Below are 17,499 nucleotides of genomic sequence, written 5' to 3' on the forward strand. Positions count from 1 at the left end.
ATGACAGCGTTGCGTCCGTCATCGCGCGCCCTCCCGCAACCGCGCGGTCTCGGCTTCGTCCACCGCCCCGCGCGCGTCCACCGCCACCCCGTAATCCCGCCGTGCGGCGGCCACGCTCACGAGCCCGTTGGCGACGTCGCGCGCGATCGCCGACGGCGCGCGACGCATCGGGTCGCCCCAGCCGCCGCCGCCGGGGCTCTCCAGCCGCACGCGCCCGCCTCGCGCGATGCGCACGCCGGTGACCTTCGAGACGAAGGGGGGCTCCTGCGGCCCCTCCGGCCCGTCCCAGACGAAGCGGTTCGCGGCCGCGGGCGCGCCGCCGGCGACGCCGAGCGGCGGGTACTTGCCGCGCTCCCCGAGCAGCGACACCTCCGCCCCGCCCTCGGAGAGCGCCTCGACCTCGTAGACCGCGCCGACGCCGCCGCGATGCGCGCCCGCGCCGGCCGAATCGGGCCGCAGCGCCCATTGCGTGAACATCACGGGGTAGGACGCCTCCAGGATCTCGGCGGGGGGCATGGTCGCCGTCGAGATCGGGTTGTTGGCGTGGTTGAGCCCGTCGCTCGCGGGATTGCCGCCGAGCCCGCCGCCGAAGAACGAGAACATCACCCAGCGCTTGCCGTCCGGGCGGTGGCCCGAGAGCGAGAGCGCGTTGATGGTCCCGAACGGCCCCGCCGTCGCTCGCGCCGGATCGGCCTTGGCGAGCGCGCCGAAGACGACGCCGATCATGCGCAGGATCGTCTCGGTGTAGCCGGCGACCGGCCTGGGCGCCGAGACCCCGAGGAAGGTCGTCTCGGGGATGTCGAACGCGATCGGCCGCAGGCAGCCGGCGTTCGCCGGCACCTCGGTGAAGACGTGCTTGAGCGCCACGTAGCAGGCGGCCACCGCCGTCGAGCGGGCGATGTTCACCGGCCCCTGGCAGGGCGGCGACGAGCGCGAGAAGTCGAGCCGCATCGCGTCGCCGTCGATCGTCACCTCGAGTGCGATGGTGAGGCGCTCGTCGACGATGCCGTCGTTGTCGAGATAGTCCTCGTAGGCGTAGACGCCGTCCGGCAGCGAGCGGATCGCCTCGCGCATCAAGGCCTCGGCGCGGGCGGAGAAGGCCTCGAAGGCCGTCTCGATCGTCGCCTCGCCGTATTCGTCGACGAGCGCGTGGAGACGCCGCTCGCCGAGATCGAGCGCGTTGAGCTGGCCGTTGAGATCGCCCCAGTTCGAATCGGGCACGCGGGAATTGGCGCGCAGGATGGCGACGATGTCCTCCTGCAGGACGCCCGCCCGGTAGAGCCGCACCGGCGGGATCAAGACGCCCTCCTGGAAGCACTCGACCGCGCGGGGATTGTAGCCGCCGGGCACGTTGCCGCCGATGTCGAGCCAGTGGCCCACCGAGGCGAGCCAGCAGAACAGCGCGCCGTCGCGGAAGATCGGGCGCACCAGCCGGAAGTCGTTGAGATGCGTGCCGCCGGCATAGGGATCGTTGAACAGGAACACGTCGCCCGGCGAGAGGTCGCCGGTGCGGTTCACGTGCTCGATCACGGCGCGCACGGCGAAGGCCATGGCGCCGACGAAGATCGGCAGGCCCTTGGCGCCCTGGACCAGCGTGTCGCCGGTCTCGCGGTGATAGAGCCCATGGCAGGCGTCGCGGGCCTCCGCGATGATCGGGTTGAAGGCCGAGCGGTAGAGCGTCGCGTCCATCTCGTCGGCGATCTGCTCGAGCCGGCCTTTGAGCACGGCGAAGGTGACGGGATCGAGCGCGCTCACGACGCGTCTCCATCCGAGCCGCCGCCCTCGTAGCCGCGACCGAGCGCCAGCATCTCCGGGGTGCCGATCACGGCGTTGAGCTCGTCGAAGGTGAACATCCGCTGCGACCACGCCGTCGACGCGCCCTCGGCCGCGAGGGCGCCGTAGAAGGCCTGTGCGGTCTTGGCGAGAACCCGAACGATGGCGCCGGGGAAGATCACGAGCGAGAAGCCGATCTCCTCCAGCGTGCCCGCCTCGGTGAGCGGCGTGTGCCCGCCCTCGACCATGTTCGCCATCAGCGGCGCGACGCCGTAGAGCGCGGAGACGACGCCCTCCAGCTGCGCGCGGGTGCGCGGCGCCTCGACGAACAGCACGTCCGCCCCCGCCTCGGCATAGGCGTGGGCGCGCTCGATCGCCGCCTCGAAGCCCTCGACCGCGACGGCGTCGGTGCGGGCGATGATCAGCGTGTCCTCGCTCGCCCGCGCGTCGACCGCGGCCTTGATCTTGCCGACCATCTCCATCGTGGACACCACGCTCTTGTCGGAGAGGTGGCCGCAGCGCTTCGGGAAGGTCTGGTCCTCGAGCTGCAGAGCGCGCGCCCCGGCGCGCTCCAGCAGCCGCACGGTGCGCTGGACGTTGAGCGCGTTGCCGTAGCCGGTGTCGGCGTCCACGATCAGGTCGGCGCCGACCCGGTCGTGAATCATCGTCACCTGCTCGGCCACCTCGCTCATCGAGACGAGGCCGATGTCGGGGCGCCCGAGGCGGGTGTAGGCGAGGGCCGCGCCGGAGACGTAGAGCGTCCCGAAGCCGGCCTCGACGGCGAGCAGCGCGGTGAGCGCGTCGTAGACGCCGGGCGCGACGACGATCGAGCGTTCGTTCAGGCGGTGTTTCAAGCTTGCGGGGTAACCCATTCCGATCTCCGGTCAACGCGCGAGAAGCGCGGTGATCTCGTCCAGGCCCGACGCGGTCTCGAGCCGGCTCAGCATGTCGTAGAGGGCGCGCGCCTGGCTCACGCCCCAGACGGGGCTCGTGAGCTCGAGGAACTTCTCCTCGATCTCCGCCGGGCCGTAGGGATCCTCGGTGTCGCCCCGATTGGTGAAGGCTTCCGCCGTGAGCGTGCGGCCGTCGGCGAGCGTGACGCGCACGCGCGCGGGCCGTTGCGCCGGAAGCCGGTCGGTGAGGGCGGGGTCCTCGCGCACGCTCACCCGGCGGGCGAGGTCGCGGACGCGCTCGTCCCGACGCGCGCCCTCGCGGAAGGCCTCCACGGTCGCCGCGCCGTGGACGAGGGTCGTGGCGATCGAGAAGGGCAGCGAGAACTTCGCCGCCAGCATGTTGTGCGGCTCCTGGCTCGCGAGCTGGGCGGCCCAGACGTAGGTCTCGACCTCGATCGCGCGCACGTCCTCCTGCGCGATCCGCTCGCGCGCGGTGATCTGCGACAGCGCGTCGAGGGCCGCGTGGTTGTAGCGGCAGCAGGCGTGGCGCTTGAAGTAGTTGCGCGCGATCTCCCAGCGCTGGCCGAGCTCGGCCACCATCTCCTGCGGGCGCCAATCCTCGGCGGCGATCGTGCCGTAGACCGTGCCGACGCCGTCCGCCTCCCCGGTGAAGCCCGAGGCGACGAGATCCCAGACGGTGAGCCCGATCTGGTTCGCGAAGCCGGCGAAGGAATTGCGGACCGTGCCGCCCTCGAGCATCGTCCGCCGGCTCGTGGTGAGGCCGAGCGAGGAGGCGACGCTCATCGCCTCGACGATCTGCGCCGCGCTCGCGCCGTGCAGCTTCGCCACCGCGACGGCCGCGCCGATCGTCCCCCAGGTGCCGTGCGGATGCATGCTCACCCGCAGCTTCGAGGCGATGCCGATGCGCGCGCCGACCTCGTAGCCCAGCGCGATCGCGAGGATCAGGTCGCGCCCGGCGGCGCCGGTCCGCGCGGCGGCGACGAGCGCCGCCGGGACGACGTGGATGCCGGGATGGCCGCGGGCGTACTGGTTGCCCTCGTCGAGCTCGAGCATCGTGCCCGCCGTGCCGTTGAACAGGGCGGCCGCCGCGGCGGACCCGCGCATGCGCGCGCCGATCAGCGGATGCGGGCCGATGCCGCTCGTCGCCAGCAGCGTCTCGGCGAGCGCCTTCGTCTCTGGCTCCTGCGCGCCGGCGGCGATGGCGGCGACCGAATCGGCCAGCACGAGCCGGGTGCGCGCGACGACCTCCGCCGGCAGATCCTCGTAGCGCAGGCGCTCGGCGAAGCGGCCCCATTGCACGGCCCAGGCCGGCGTCTCGGGGCGCTTCAGGACGGGTTCGGCGATCACGCGCATGCCATCACATCCCCAGATACGCTTTCTCGAGCTCGGGGTTCGCGGCGAGGTCGCGCGCCGCGCCCGCCATCGTCACCGCGCCGTTCTCCAGCACGTAGGCCCGATCGGCGAGCTCGAGGGACTGCACCACGTTCTGCTCCACCAGCATCACCGCGAGCCCGCCCTTGGCGATGTCGGCGATCAGCCGGAACAGCTCGTCGACGAGGAGCGGCGAGAGGCCGAGCGAGGGCTCGTCGAGGACGAGGAGCCTGGGCTCGCCCATCAGCCCGCGGCCGATCGCGAGCATCTGCTGCTCGCCGCCCGACAGCGTCCCCGCCGCTTGGCCCGCGCGCTCGCGCAGGCGCGGGAAGGTGTCGAAGGCGCGCTCCAGATTCGCCGCACGGGCCGCGCGGGCGCGGGCGTAGGAGCCGAGCTCGAGGTTCTCGCGCACTGTGAGGTTGGGGAAGATCTTGCGGCCCTCGGGTACGTGGATCAGCCCGCGCCGGACGATCTCCGGCGGCTTCAGGCCGTCGATCCGCGCGCCGTCGAAGACGACCTCGCCGGCGGACGCCCGCACCAGGCCCGAGATCGTCGCGTTGAGCGTGGTCTTGCCGACGCCGTTCGCGCCGAGCACGGCCACCACCTCGCCCGCCCCGACGTCCAGCGAGACGCCGCGCAGGACGGGGACGCCGCCGTAGCCGGAGACGAGATCACGCACCGCGAGCATGGGCCGCCTCCACATCTGCCGAAAGCCCGCCCTTCGCCTGCAGCCGCTGCGCAGCGCCGTGGCCGAGATAGGCCTCCACCACGGCCGGATCGCGGGCGATGCGCGCGGGCGGTCCCTGCGCGATCATCCGGCCCTGGGCCAGCACGTAGATGTCGTCGCACAGGCTCATCACCGCCTGCATCACGTGCTCGACGATGAGGATGGTGATCCCCCGCTCGCGGATGCCGCGGATGACGGGGATCATGTCGCGGATCTCGGAGGGGTTGAGGCCGGCGAGCACCTCGTCGAGCAGGAGAAGCCGCGGGCTCGTGGCGAGCGCGCGGGCGAGCTCGAGCCGCTTGCGGCCGGCCACCGTCAGCGACTTCGCCGGCTGATCGAGCATCGGCGTGAGCCCGACCTCGGCGGCGACCCGCCGCGCCTCGGCGAGGGCGTCGGCGCGCCGGGCATGGTGCAGGAAGGCGCCGACCGCGACGTTCTCGACCACCGAGAGCGCGGCGAAGGGCTGGACGATCTGAAAGGTGCGCGCGATCCCCATCCGCGCCCGCTCGTGCGCCGGAACGGCGGTGACGTCGCGCTCCTCGTAGAGGACGCGGCCCTGCGTCGCCGGCTCGAAGCCGGAGATGACGGTGAAGAGCGTCGTCTTGCCCGCGCCGTTCGGCCCGATGAGCCCGGTGATCGAGCCCGGCGCGACCTCGAGCGAGGCGTCGTCGACGGCGACGAGGCCGCCGAAGCGCTTGGTGACGTGCTCGACGCGAAGCAGGCTCATGCCGCCGTCTCCTCGCGGGCCGGCGCCGCGGCCGGGGAGGGGACCTTCGCCGTGGCGGCCTTGCCGGCGAGCCGCCGACGCGCTCGGCCGACGAGCCCCATCACGCCGTCCGGCGCGAAGGCCACCATCACGATCAGCACCACGCCGAAGACGACGAGGTCGATGCCGGGGATCTCGCCGGTGAACATCTTCGAGCCCTCCGAGAGCCCGTGCAGCGCGAGCGCGCCGACGAGCGGCCCGAACACCGTCCCGAGCCCGCCGACGATGGGCGCGAGCAGCGCCTCGATCGAGATCCACGGCCCGTAGGCGATGGTGGCGTCGAGATAGAGGAAGTACTGCGCGTAGAGGCAGCCCGCCGCGGCGGTGATGCCGCCCGACAGCGCGATGGCCTTGAGCTTCACCGCCAGCGCGTCGACGCCGAGCGCCCGGGCGGCGGCCTCGTTCTCGCGCACGGCGACGAGCTGCGCGCCGAAGCGGGCGCGCTCGATGCCGCGATTGAGGACGAGCACCGTGCCGACGAGGGCGAGCGCGATCCAGTAATAGGCCGCGCGGCTCTCGAACTGGAAGTTCGCCGCGGAGACCTCGAGCGGGATCAGCACGCCCGCCGCCCCGCCGGTGAAGGTCGCCGCGTTGGCGAGGATGCGGAACACCTCCGCGAAGGCGAGCGTCACGAGGGCGAAATAGGAGCCCCTCAGCCCGGAGCGGAAGGAGAGGAAGCCGATGCCGAAGCCGACCAGCGCGCCGAGCCCCACGCCCGCGACGAAGGCGGCGTAGGCGTTGATCCCCAGAGTCACCTGCAGGATCGCGGCGGCGTAGGCGCCCGTCCCGAAGAAGGCGGCGTGGCCGAAGGAGAACTGCCCGCCATAGCCCGCGAGCAGGTTCCAGCCCTGGGCGGCGAGCGCGATGATCAGCGTGAAGACGAGGAAGTTCAGCACCGTGTTGGCGGTGACGAAGAGCGGCACCAGCGCGAGCAGCGCGACGACGGCGAGGATGGGGCCGAAGCCCGAGGCGAGATCGCGCGCGCTCATGCCTTGGCTCCGAACAGGCCGGTCGGGCGAAACAGCAGCACCAGGATGAAGATCAGGAAGATGCCGATCTGGCCCAGGCTCTCGCCGAGATAGAGGCCCGACAGGCTCTCGACGACGCCGATGAAGAGCCCGCCGACGAGCGCGCCGGGGATCGAGCCCATGCCGCCGAGCACCACGATGGTGAAGGCGACGAGCACGAAGGCGCCGCCCACCCGCGGATTGACGTAGAAGGTCGGCATCAGCAGGCAGGCGGCGATGGCGACGCAGGCCGCGCCGAGCCCGAAGGTGATGGCGTAGACGTGGGAGACGTCGATGCCCACCAGCGCCGCCCCGGTCTTCTCCTTCGCCACCGCGCGGATGGCCTTGCCGGTGTCGGTGCGCGCCAGCACGAGCCAGAGCAGCACGGCGACGCCGATCGAGGCGAAGAAGGCGATCACGCGGGGCGTCGACAGGAAGAGGTCGCCCACCTCCACCACCGAAAAGGCGTAGGCCGTGTCGACGCTGCGCGTGTCCGAGCGGAAGATCGCCAGCAGCGCGTTCTCGATGATGATGGCGAGGCCGAGCGTCACCAGCAGGATGTTGACGTCCTCGCCGTGGCTCGCCGGCCCGATGACGAGCCGCTGCACCGCGTAGCCGACGGCGAAGAACAGCGGCGCCAGCGCGAGGATGGCGAGATAGGGGTCGAGCCCGAGCGCCTGGTTCAGCACCAGCACGCCGAACATGGCGGCGGTGAGCGTCGCGCCGTGGGCGAAGTTGATGATGTGCAGGACGCCGTAGACGAGCGTGAGCCCGAGCGCGATCAGCGCGTAGACGGCGCCCGTCATCAGGCCGTTGAGCGCGGCGGTCAGGACGATCTCGGGCGAGAACATGCGCAAGCCTCTCTCGGAGCCTCGTGTCTCCCGCTCCCTCGTGGTGAGGGGCCGGGGTCGTGGGGCGTTCGGATTCATCTCCTTCCCTGTAGGGGAAGGTGTCTCGGCGAAGCCGAGACGGATGGGGCGCGCGGCACGCGCGTTCGGCGAAGCCGAAGGGGTGCCGGGACGCCCGATTTCCGCTTCGCGGAACACGCCTCCGGCGTGCCCCATCCGTCCCGCCGCTTCGCGTCGGGCCACCTTCCCCTACAGGGAAGGAAAGAGATCCGCTCGCGGCCTTCGACGCCGCGAGCGGAACCTGGAAACGCGCCTCACGTCACCGGGAAGATCGCGTCGGCGTCGGCGAACTCCTCGGGGAAGATCACCTTGATGTCGCCGCCCTGGACCTGGGTGTTGACCGGCGCCGCGCCCTGGTTCTGGCCCTCGACGAACTCGGTCGGGCCGTAGGGCATGACGTGATCCTCGAAGGTCGAGGCCGCGAGCGCGTCGCGGATCGCGGTGCGCTCGGTGGAGCCCGCCCGGGCGATGGCGTCGGCCAAGAGCTTCACGTTCGAGTAGTTGAGCGGGATGTTGTAGGTCCACACCTGCCCGTCGCTCTCGACGCGCTCGCGCAGCGCGAGCGCCTCGTCCTTGCGCGGGTCGTGCCAGTGGTTGCAGTCCATCACGTTCTCGGCCGCGTCCGGGAATTCCTTGACGAAGCGGAAGTTCGAGGCCGCGCCGTTGAGGACGGCGTAGATGCCCTTGGGCCGGATGCGCTGCTGCTGCATCGTGCGCGCGAGCAGCACGAACTCGCCGTAATAGCTCGACGGGATGACGAGATCGGGCTCGGCGGCGCGGATCTGGAGCGCGATGTTCGACATGTCGCGCGCCGGCGTCGGGTGCGAGAGCGTCTGCAGCACCTCGAAGCCGCGCTTGGGCAGCTCGGTCTCGAGCAGCTTGGCGAGGCCGGAGCCGAACAGGCCGTCCTCGTGGACGAGCACCACGGTCTTCGCCGGGTTGCCGGCGGCCTCGTTGATCTTGACGAGGTTCTCCAGCGCCTGCTGCGTCACCTTGCCGAAGCCCGGGCCGAAGCGGAACGTGTTGGTGAGCCCGCGCGAGACGATCTGGTCGGAGACGCCGACGTCGACGAGATAGGGCAGCTCGTAGCGCGCCGCGGCCTGCGAGGAGGCGAGGCAGATCGGCGAGGCGAAGCCGCCGACGATGGCGACGACGCCCTCGGCCTGCATCTTCTCGACCTCGGCGGTGCCGCCCTCGGGCGTCGAGCGCGCGTCGCCGAAGACCGGCTCGATCGGCTGGCCGCCGATGCCGCCGCCGGCATTGATCATCTCGATGGCGAGCTCGGCGCCGATGCGGCCCTGCTGGCCGTCGAAGGCGAGCGCGCCGGTCATCGGCTGCAGGATGCCGATTTTGATCGGCGCGGATTGGGCGCGGAGATAAGCGGGCGCGCCGATCAGCGCGGCGGCCGCCGTCGCCCCCTGGAGGAGCGTGCGGCGGGTGAGCGTGAAGCTGGAGGTAGTCACGGCTGGAGGTCTCCTCGTTGCGGGGCTCTGTCGTCCCTTCCGGTCTCGTTCTCTCTGGTCTTTTCGTCGTTCGTCGTTGCGACCGGGCTCCAGCGGCGCGCGCCGTCCCGGCCGATGCGCATGAGCTCCATCCGGAACGCGTAACGGTCCGGCCGATAGAGCGCATGAAGGTGCTCGACCCCGCGTCCGGCCTCGTCGAAGACCGTGCGGGCGAGCGAAAGCAGGGCGGAGCCGACGTCCACCTCGAGCGCCTCGGCGGCCTCGGGGCCGGCGAGCGTCGCCCCGATGGTCTGGCTCGCGCGCTCGGTGGTGACGCCGGAGCGCTCCAGCAGCGCGAGGAGCGGCGTCGTGGCGAGGTCGGCCTCGGAATAGGTGACGCCGATCCGCTCGGGGACCCACGTCGTGAGATGCGAGAAGGGCGCGCCGTCGATGTAGCGCACCCGCACGGAGCGCTGCGTGCGCGCTCCGTCCTCGAGCTTGAGCGCGTCCGCGACCGCGGGGGCGGGCGTCTCGTAGCCGAAGGAGAGCAGGCGCACGCTGGTCGAGCGGCCCATCTCGACGAGATGGGCGAGCATGTTCGAGAAATCCGCGACGATCGCCTCGCGCCCGGGCTTGCCGATCACGAAGGTGCCGGCGCCGGGCTGGCGACGGATCAGGCCGTCCTGCTCGAGCCCGTCGAGGGCCCGGCGCACGGTGACCCGCGAGACGCCGTGCGCGGCGGAGAGCTCGGGCTCGCTCGGCAGGCGCGCGCCGGCGGCGAGCGCGCCGCCGACGATGCGGTCCCGCAGGAGGAGATAGAGCCGGCGCGTCTTCGACGGCTCGACCGAGGTCTTCCCCTCCGCCTTCCCATCCGCCGTCGCCTTGGCCCCCGTCTCCATTGCGCCGGCATCCTCCGAAAGCAGCGCTTTCCTCAGGGGAGGAGTTTGCGCTATAAATGAGACAGCTTACTGGTGAGAGTATAAGACAAGCACCGTCCGTCAAGAGCGAATTCCGAGGGGACGCCGTCCATGTCGCCGTCAGCCGGAAGGCCGCGCACCCTGTTCGAGAAGGTCTGGGACCAGCACGTCGTCGCGACGCGCGGGGACGGGACCAGCCTTCTCTTCATCGATCGCCATTTCGTGCACGAGGGCTCGCATCACGCCTTCGGCAAGCTCGCCGAGAAGGGCCTCGCGGTGGCGCGGCCGGACCTCACCTTCGGCGTCGCGGACCATTACGTGCCCACGCGCCGGCGCGAGGCGGCCATCGCCGACGAGGGCGTCCGGTCGATGGTGGAGAAGCTCTCGGCCAACACGCGGGCGCACGGCATCCTGCTGTTCGGCCTCGACGATCCGCGCCAGGGCATCGTCCACGTCGTCGGGCCGGAGCAGGGGCTCACCCTGCCGGGCCTCACCATGGTCTGCGGCGACAGCCACACCTCGACCCACGGCGCCTTCGGCGCGCTCGCCTTCGGCATCGGCGCCTCGGAGGTGGCGCACGTGCTCGCGACGCAGACCCTCTGGCAGAAGAAGCCCAAGCGCATGCGCATCGCCTTCGAGGGCGAGCTGGCGCCGGGCGTCGGCGCCAAGGACATGGCCCTCGCCTGGATCGCCAAGCTCGGCGCCGACGGGGCGCGCGGCCACGCCATCGAATATGCGGGCTCGGCCGTGTCGGCGCTGTCGATGGAAGGCCGGCTGACGCTCTGCAATCTCTCCATCGAGGGCGGCGGGCGCCTCGGCATGATCGCGCCCGATCCAATGACGCTGTCCTATGTCCGCGGCCGCCCGTTCGCGCCCGAGGGCGCACTGTTCGACCGTGCGGCGGAGGATTGGCTGGCGCTCGCGAGCGATCCGGACGCGGCCTGCGACCGCGAGGTCGTCATCGCGGCGGGCGAGATCGCGCCGATCGTCACCTGGGGCACGAGCCCGGAGGACGCGGCGCCGATCACCGGCGCGGCGCCGGACCCCGAGCGCATGGCCGATCCCGCCCGCGCCGCCCATGCCCGCGAGGCGCTTCGCTACATGGGCCTGGCGCCCGGCCAGAAGCTCACCGACATCCGCGTCGACCGCGTCTTCATCGGCTCGTGCACCAACGCCCGCATCGAGGACCTGCGCGCCGCCGCCGCCGTGCTCGCCGGGCGCAAGGCCGCCGTGCCGGGGCTCGTCTCGCCCGGCTCCTCGCTGGTGAAGCGCCAGGCCGAGGAGGAGGGGCTCGACCGGATCTTCGTCGAGGCCGGGCTCGACTGGGTCGCCTCCGGCTGCTCGATGTGCGTGGGCATGAACGGCGACCTCGTCGCGCCGGGCGAGCGCTGCGCCTCCACCACGAACCGCAACTTCAAGGGCCGGCAGGGCCCCGGCGCGCGCACGCACCTGATGTCGCCCGCCATGGTCGCCGCCGCGGCCGTCGCCGGCCGGCTCGCCGATGCGCGGCCGTTGCTCCAGGGGAGGGTCTGACCATGGAGCCGTTCCGCCGCCTCGAGGGCGTCGCCTGCCCGCTGCCGCTCGCCTCGGTCGACACCGACCAGCTGATCCCCGCGCGCTTCATGAAGACGCCGCGGGCGGAGGGCTACGGCCGCTTCCTGCTGCACGACCTACGCTTCGGGGCCGACGGCGCGCCGACCGGCGCGCTCGCCCTCGACGATCCGGCGCGGGCGGGCGCGCGGATCCTCGTCGCCCGCCGCAATTTCGGGGCGGGCTCCTCGCGCGAGGCCGCCGTCTACGCCCTCGTCGACGCGGGCTTTCGCTGCGTGATCGCGCCGAGCTTCGGCGACATCTTCGCCGGCAACGCCGTGAACAACGGTCTCCTGCCGGCGATCGTGAGCGAGGAGGACGCCGAGCGCCTTCTCGTCGCCCTCGACGCCGGGCTCGACCATCTCACGGTGGATCTCGAGACGCAGACCATCACCGAGGCCGGCGAGCCGATCCCCTTCGAGATCGACCCGGTCTTCCGCGAGAAGCTCCTCAACGGCTGGGACGACCTCGACCTGACCCTCGCCCGACGGGACGAGATCGCCGCCTTCGCCGCGGCGGACCTCGAGCGCAGGCCGTGGGCGGCGCCGCGCCTGCGCTGAGGAACCGCGCGGCGCGCCACGCTTTGCCGGGGAAAGGCCCACCAGACCCCGCAAAGGACGCATCATGGCCCTCTTCACCGCGAGCCGCGAGGATCTGCCCGCCCGCATCCGCGCGGCCGGCGAGACGCTGCCGCCGCCGACGGACGAGGCCGCCTTCGGCCGCGTCTTCGACCGCTACGGCGACGCGCGGGTCGTGCTGCTCGGCGAGGCGAGCCACGGCACGGCGGAGTTCTACGAGACGCGCGCGGCGATCACGAAGCGGCTGATCGAGGAGCACGGCTTCTCCTTCGTCGCCATCGAGGGCGACTGGCCGGACGCCGCGCAGGTCGACGCGCATGTCCGGGACGGCCCCGGCGCCCGGCGCGACGGCGGCGCCTTCCGGCGCTTTCCGCTCTGGATGTGGCGCAACGAGACGGTGTCCGGCTTCGTCGACTGGCTGCACGCCTTCAATCGCGACCGCGCGCCCGAGAAGCGCGCCGCCTTCCACGGCCTCGACATCTACAGCCTCGACGCCTCCATGCGCGCCGTGATCGACTATCTCGACGACGTCGACCCGGAGGCCGCGGGCGTCGCGCGGGAGCGCTACGGCTGCCTGATGCGCTGGCGCAACGATCCGGCGACCTACGGCCGCGCGGCGCTTTCCGCCGGCTATCCGCTCTGCGAGGACGCGGTGGCCGCCATGCTGAGGGATCTCCTCGACAAGCGGCTCGCCTATCTGCGGGCCGACGGCGAGGCCTTCCTCGACGCCGAGCAGAACGCCCGGCTCGTCCAGTCGGCCGAGCGCTACTACCGCATCATGTATTACGGCGGGGCGCAGTCCTGGAACCTGCGCGACCAGCACATGGCGGACACGCTGGACAACCTCCTCCGGGCCAAGGGCCCGGGCGCCAAGGGCGTGGTATGGGCCCACAATTCCCACATCCACGACGCCCGCGCCGCCGACATGGGGCGCGTCCAGCACGAGATCTCGCTCGGCCAGGTCTGCCGCGAGCGCTACGGCGACGACGCCGTGCTGATCGGATTCGGCACCGATCGCGGCACGGTCGCCGCCGCGTCGAACTGGGACGAGCCGATGGAAGTGAAGCCGGTGCGCGGCTCGCATCCCGACAGCGTCGAGCGGCTCTTCGCCGATTCGGGCGCCGACCGGCTCCTCCTCGACCTGGGCGAGCGGCTCCCCGAGGACCTTGCCGAGGCCCTGCGCCGGGAGCGGCTGGAGCGCTTCATCGGCGTGATCTACCGCCCCGAGACGGAGCTGACGAGCCACTACATGGACGCGGCGCTCGCCGACCAGTTCGACGCCTACATCTGGTTCGCCGAGACCCGCGCCGTCACTCCGCTCCCGGAGGAGCCGCGCCCCGGCGCGCCGGAGACCTGGCCCTTCGGGCTGTGAGCGCCCTCAGGCCGCCGCCTGCTCGTCGAGGGAGGCCACCGTCTTGAGCGCGCCGTCGAGCGCGACGCCGTCCTCGTCCATCAGGGCCGCCTGCTTCAGGCGCCGCAGCCAATCGCCGCCGTCGGGGCGCTCGATCAGCATCGGCACGGCGGAGAGGACGCGGTCGAACTTCGCCTCGCCGCGGGCGTGGGTGTCCGAATAGCCCTTCACCAGGCGCCGCGCGCCGACGATCTCGACGGCGAGCGCGTAGTTGCGCGGCAGCACCTCGAGCGCCTTCCCGAGCCAGGCGTCGACATGCGCCGCCTCGCGGGCGTGCCGCAGGGTCCGCAGCCGCATGCGCTTGAAGCCCGCCACGACGTAGAGCGCGAGATACCAGCGGATCGTGCCCGTGCGCACCCGCCGCCCGCGCGAGACGAAGCGGTCGAGGCGCTTCACCAGGGCGGGGCGGTCCTCGAGCCAGCGGCCCAGGCCGGCGGGCATGGTGCCGATCACCTCCTCCATGCGCGGATGCATGAACTCGGTCGTGTAGAGGATCTCGCTCTCCTTCACCCCGACCTCGCGCACGACGCGCTCGTGGCGGCTGCCGCGGGTCTTGAGATCGGCGACGCGGATGACGTCGTCGTAGGCCATGGCGACCGCGAGATACTTGGCGCAGGCCGCGGTGAAGGCGTGGCCCTGCGCCTCGCCCCCGGCGGCGCGGTCGGCCGCGAGGAGGTCGGAGAGGCGCGCGAGATAGGCCTCGCCATAGGCGAGATCCTGGAAGTCGACGACCTTGCGCAGGCCCGCCGCCGCGAGAAGCCGTACCTCGGAGGGGAGATTCTCCCTCACCTGCGCCAACAGCGCGTCGAAGCCGGCATGGCCGACGGGCGCGAGCGGATCCGCCTTCGCCGGCGTCGCCTCGGCCGGCTCGGCCGCTGCCTCGTCCGGGCTCTGCGCGCGCGCGTAGGCGGCGGCGAAGGCGGCGAGGCTCGCCTTCACGCCCTTGCCGCCGGCCTCGATCGCGGCCTCGAAGGCCTCGCGCGGGAAGGGCAGGGCGCCCGAGCCGGCGAGCGAGCCGAAGAGCGAGGCGGAGATCACGCTGCCGTGCTGCGCGGCGAGCCTGTCGAGGTCGGAGGCGATGACGCGCTTGGCCGCGACGCCCGACGCCGTCACCACCGCCTGCGGATCGGCCGCGCCGTCCCCGGGCTTCTGCTTCTCGGCGACCGCATAGGCGCGGTGGGTCGAGGCGATCAGCGTCGTGCGGTCGGGCGTGACGAGCCCGCGCAGGATCGAGCGGCCGGCCTCCATGAACTCGGCGGCGAGCACCACGTCGACGTCGCCCGGCGTCGGCATCAGCGCGAGGATCGGCTCGGCGCCCTCGGGGGCCTTCACCATCTCGATGTAGTAGATCGTCGCACCCGTACGCTGGGCGACGCCGGGGACGGAGGTGGACTGCGCCGTCCAGCCCTGCGCCTCGGCCATGCCGACGATCCAGTCGGCGAGGACGCCGCCGCCCTGGCCGCCCATGGCGAGGATCGCGAGCGTGATCGGCCGGTCGGTGGAGAGCGCGGTCGTGAAGGTCTCGTGACGGGTCATCGTGCGCGTCCTCAGGCCGGGAAGGCGATGCGGCGCCGGTCGCGGCGCGCGGCGAGCCAGGAGATGACCGAGCGGCGCATCCGCGCGAGGAAGCGGTCGAGCCCCGTCGGGTTCACGATGACGTCCGCCCGGTAGAAGGACGGGCAGAGCACGGCGGCCTCGGCCACCTCGCCGCAATTGCCGCAGCCGACGCAGGTGTGGTCGATCGAGGCCACGGGGTCGTCCCGCAGCGGGTCGTCGAGGTGCTTCATCGACAGCGACGGGCAGCCCGAGAGGCGGATGCAGGCGTGATCGCCCGTGCAGACGTCCTCGTCGACGCCGAAGCGCTCGCGTACGAGGCGCTTGCCTTCCTTCGCGGCCTTGGCGACGAGCGGCTTCACCCGGCGCTGCTTGTTGAGCATGCATTCGGAGGAGGCCACGATGACCTTCGGGCCCTTCTCCTGCGTGGTGAGCGCCTCGCGCAAGGTGTCGCGCATCTTCGTGACGTCGTAGGTATGGTCGATCTGGCGCACCCACTTGACGCCGACCCCCTTCACCGCATCGGTGATGGAGTTGTTCGTCGACCGGCGCTTGCTCTCGGCGCGGGAGGAGAGGATGTCCTGCCCGCCGGTGGCGGCGGAATAGTAGTTGTCGACGATCATGATCACGCCGTCGTGCTTGTTGTACACGGCGTTGCCGACGGACGAGCTCAGGCCGTTGTGCCAGAACCCGCCGTCGCCCATGATCGAGATCGGCCGCTTGTCCGCCTCGACGTTGAAGGCGGAGGCCGAGGCGGGCCCGAGCCCGTAGCCCATCGTCGTCGCGCCGATGTTGAAGGGCGGCAGGATCGAGAACAGGTGGCAGCCGATGTCGGCCGAGACGTGGTGCTGGCCGAGCTCCTTCTCGACGAGCTTCATCGCCGCGAAGATCGGCCGCTCGGGGCAGCCTGTGCAGAAGCCCGGCGGGCGCGGCGGCACGACGTCGGCGAGGGCCTTCACGGACGGGTCGGTGAGGACGGGCTCCGGGTCCGGGATCGGCGGCTCGTTGCCCAGAACCGGGCGGTCGTGCTCGGCGAAGAAGGCTTTCAGCCCCTTCAGGAGCACCTGCGTCGTGTACTCGCCCGCCATGGGCAGCACGTCCTTGCCGGACAGCTTCGTCTGGATGTCGCGCTTGCGCAGGATGTGGGAGAGCGCCTGCTCGAGGAACTCGGGCTGGCCCTCCTCGACCATCAGCACGGCCTTCTTGCCGGCGCAGAAGGCGGCGAGCTCGTCGTCGATGAGCGGATAGGTGACGTTGAGGACGTGCACGGGAACCGCGGAATTGCCGTAGACGTCGGCGAGGCCGAGGATCTGGAGGGCGCGCATGGTGTTGTTGAACATGCCGCCCTGGACGATGATCCCGGTCTCGCCCTCCTCCGGGCCGAAATGCTCGTTGAGCTTGCGGTCCTTGACGAACTGGACGGCCGCGGGCCAGCGCTTCTCGATCTTTTCCTTCTCGTGGAGATAGGAGGCCGGCGGCAGCACGATTCGGTTGACGTCGCGCTTGGGGTTCTCCAGCGCCTGGCGCAGCGTGAAGTCCGGCTTCTTGTTGGTCTTCGTCTTGAAGTGGCCGTGGACGTGGCAGGTGCGGATGCGCACCTCGAGCATCACCGGCGTGTTCGAGGCCTCGGAGAGCTCGAAGCCCTCCTCGACCATCTTCACGATGGTCTCGAGATTCGGGCGCGGGTCGAGCAGCCAGATCTGCGACTTCATCGCGAAGGCGTGCGAGCGCTCCTGCATGATGGAGGAGCCCTCGCCGTAATCCTCGCCGACGATGATCATCGCCCCGCCGGTGACACCGCCGGAGGCGAGGTTGGCGAGCGCGTCGGAGGCGACGTTGGTGCCCACCGTCGACTTGAAGGTGACGGCGCCCCGGATCGGGTACATCACCGAGGCCGAGAGCGTCGCCGCGGCCGTGGCCTCCGAGGCCGAGCTCTCGAAGTGCACGCCGAGCTCGTCGAGCACGTCCTTGGCGTCGGCGAGCACGTCCATCAGATGCGAGATCGGCGCGCCCTGGTAGCCGCCGACATAGGAGACGCCCGCCTGCAGCAGCGCCTTGGTGATCGCGAGAATGCCTTCCCCGCGGAAGACCTCGCCGTCTCCGAGCTTGAGATCCTCGACCTCGCGCGCGAACGACCGTTCCGCCATGTCCTCGTGCCTCCCGTGAGACCGCGCCGCGTCCCCTCTTCGATCGTCGGCGCGTCACCCCTGGAATAGATGCGATTGCATATTCCTAGGGGATCGGGAGGGAAATGTCACGGGGGCTGAAAAGCCGATGCGCGCACGGGCGGCGGCGCAAAGCCGGCGGGCGCGCGGCGGTCCCGCTCCGCCGCGATCGCATGCGTCCGGCACTTGTTTTGCACTGCAATAACGCGGCTCCTGCCCACCATGCGAGCGGCGCCGCGCACACGGGACGGGCATCGCGCCCATCTCGGCGGCAGCGCCCGAACCCATCCGGAAAAGTGCGCGCCCACTCTTGCAAATGCATAATTTTAGGGTTGAAGTACTTCCAAGCCCGATAGGGCAGGCGCTTCCCCAGGAG

Annotated in this window: 14 protein-coding genes; 3 read left to right on the forward strand and 11 right to left on the reverse strand. The window is 71.5% G+C overall.

Annotated elements, in window-relative coordinates; all coding sequences use genetic code 11:
• Window positions 1-18: 18 nt before the first annotated feature.
• From ABL310_RS10650 to ABL310_RS10690, 9 genes are all read right to left on the reverse strand, one after another.
• Entirely contained in the window at window positions 19-1,755 is a 1,737-nt protein-coding gene (locus tag ABL310_RS10650) for a hydantoinase B/oxoprolinase family protein (RefSeq protein ID WP_349371652.1), read from the reverse strand.
• A complete protein-coding gene (locus tag ABL310_RS10655) occupies window positions 1,752-2,645 on the reverse strand; it encodes an isocitrate lyase/phosphoenolpyruvate mutase family protein (protein WP_349371653.1) in 894 nt (297 codons plus the stop codon). The genes ABL310_RS10650 and ABL310_RS10655 overlap by 4 nt, the downstream gene beginning before the upstream one ends.
• A gap of 12 nt (window positions 2,646-2,657) precedes the next feature.
• Window positions 2,658-4,040 carry an MmgE/PrpD family protein gene (locus ABL310_RS10660; RefSeq protein ID WP_349371654.1) on the reverse strand — a complete coding sequence of 461 codons (1,383 nt, stop codon included), beginning with the start codon at window positions 4,038-4,040 and terminating at the stop codon, window positions 2,658-2,660.
• A gap of 4 nt (window positions 4,041-4,044) precedes the next feature.
• Complete coding sequence (locus ABL310_RS10665; protein WP_349371655.1) at window positions 4,045-4,746, reverse strand: ABC transporter ATP-binding protein; 702 nt, start codon at window positions 4,744-4,746, stop codon at window positions 4,045-4,047.
• On the reverse strand, window positions 4,730-5,512 hold the full coding sequence (locus ABL310_RS10670) for an ABC transporter ATP-binding protein (protein ID WP_374730385.1): 783 nt from the start codon (window positions 5,510-5,512) through the stop codon (window positions 4,730-4,732). The genes ABL310_RS10665 and ABL310_RS10670 overlap by 17 nt, the downstream gene beginning before the upstream one ends.
• Window positions 5,509-6,540, reverse strand: a complete 1,032-nt coding sequence (locus tag ABL310_RS10675; protein ID WP_349371656.1) for a branched-chain amino acid ABC transporter permease — start codon at window positions 6,538-6,540, stop codon at window positions 5,509-5,511. The genes ABL310_RS10670 and ABL310_RS10675 overlap by 4 nt, the downstream gene beginning before the upstream one ends.
• Window positions 6,537-7,409 (reverse strand): branched-chain amino acid ABC transporter permease, encoded by an 873-nt coding sequence (locus tag ABL310_RS10680; protein ID WP_349371657.1) that lies wholly within the window; start codon window positions 7,407-7,409, stop codon window positions 6,537-6,539. Before ABL310_RS10680 ends, ABL310_RS10675 begins: the two co-directional genes overlap by 4 nt.
• A 311-nt stretch (window positions 7,410-7,720) precedes the next feature.
• Complete coding sequence (locus ABL310_RS10685; RefSeq protein ID WP_349371658.1) at window positions 7,721-8,929, reverse strand: ABC transporter substrate-binding protein; 1,209 nt, start codon at window positions 8,927-8,929, stop codon at window positions 7,721-7,723.
• Window positions 8,926-9,807 carry a GntR family transcriptional regulator gene (locus ABL310_RS10690; RefSeq protein WP_349371659.1) on the reverse strand — a complete coding sequence of 294 codons (882 nt, stop codon included), beginning with the start codon at window positions 9,805-9,807 and terminating at the stop codon, window positions 8,926-8,928. The genes ABL310_RS10685 and ABL310_RS10690 overlap by 4 nt, the downstream gene beginning before the upstream one ends.
• 129 nt (window positions 9,808-9,936) lie before the next feature.
• On the opposite strand from ABL310_RS10690, the gene leuC reads away from it, so the two are divergent.
• The 3 genes from leuC (at window position 9,937) to ABL310_RS10705 (ending at window position 13,365) form a co-directional block, all read left to right on the forward strand.
• Window positions 9,937-11,358 carry a 3-isopropylmalate dehydratase large subunit gene (gene leuC, locus ABL310_RS10695; protein WP_349371660.1) on the forward strand — a complete coding sequence of 474 codons (1,422 nt, stop codon included), beginning with the start codon at window positions 9,937-9,939 and terminating at the stop codon, window positions 11,356-11,358.
• Window positions 11,359-11,360: 2 nt separating this feature from the next.
• The gene (gene leuD, locus ABL310_RS10700) at window positions 11,361-11,975 is read left to right on the forward strand and encodes a 3-isopropylmalate dehydratase small subunit (RefSeq protein ID WP_349371661.1); all 615 of its coding nucleotides are present in this window, start codon (window positions 11,361-11,363) and stop codon (window positions 11,973-11,975) included.
• A 64-nt stretch (window positions 11,976-12,039) separates the two neighbouring features.
• Window positions 12,040-13,365, forward strand: a complete 1,326-nt coding sequence (locus ABL310_RS10705) for an erythromycin esterase family protein (RefSeq protein WP_349371662.1) — start codon at window positions 12,040-12,042, stop codon at window positions 13,363-13,365.
• Window positions 13,366-13,371: 6 nt separating this feature from the next.
• Here ABL310_RS10705 and ABL310_RS10710 read toward each other — a convergent pair whose 3' ends face one another.
• Window positions 13,372-14,940 carry an indolepyruvate oxidoreductase subunit beta family protein gene (locus ABL310_RS10710; RefSeq protein ID WP_349371663.1) on the reverse strand — a complete coding sequence of 523 codons (1,569 nt, stop codon included), beginning with the start codon at window positions 14,938-14,940 and terminating at the stop codon, window positions 13,372-13,374.
• An 11-nt stretch (window positions 14,941-14,951) separates the two neighbouring features.
• Entirely contained in the window at window positions 14,952-17,105 is a 2,154-nt protein-coding gene (locus tag ABL310_RS10715) for an indolepyruvate ferredoxin oxidoreductase subunit alpha (RefSeq protein WP_349371664.1), read from the reverse strand.
• Window positions 17,106-17,499: the final 394 nt, after the last annotated feature.

The organism is Salinarimonas sp. (assembly GCF_040111675.1).
Classification (GTDB): Bacteria; Pseudomonadota; Alphaproteobacteria; order Rhizobiales; family Beijerinckiaceae; genus Salinarimonas.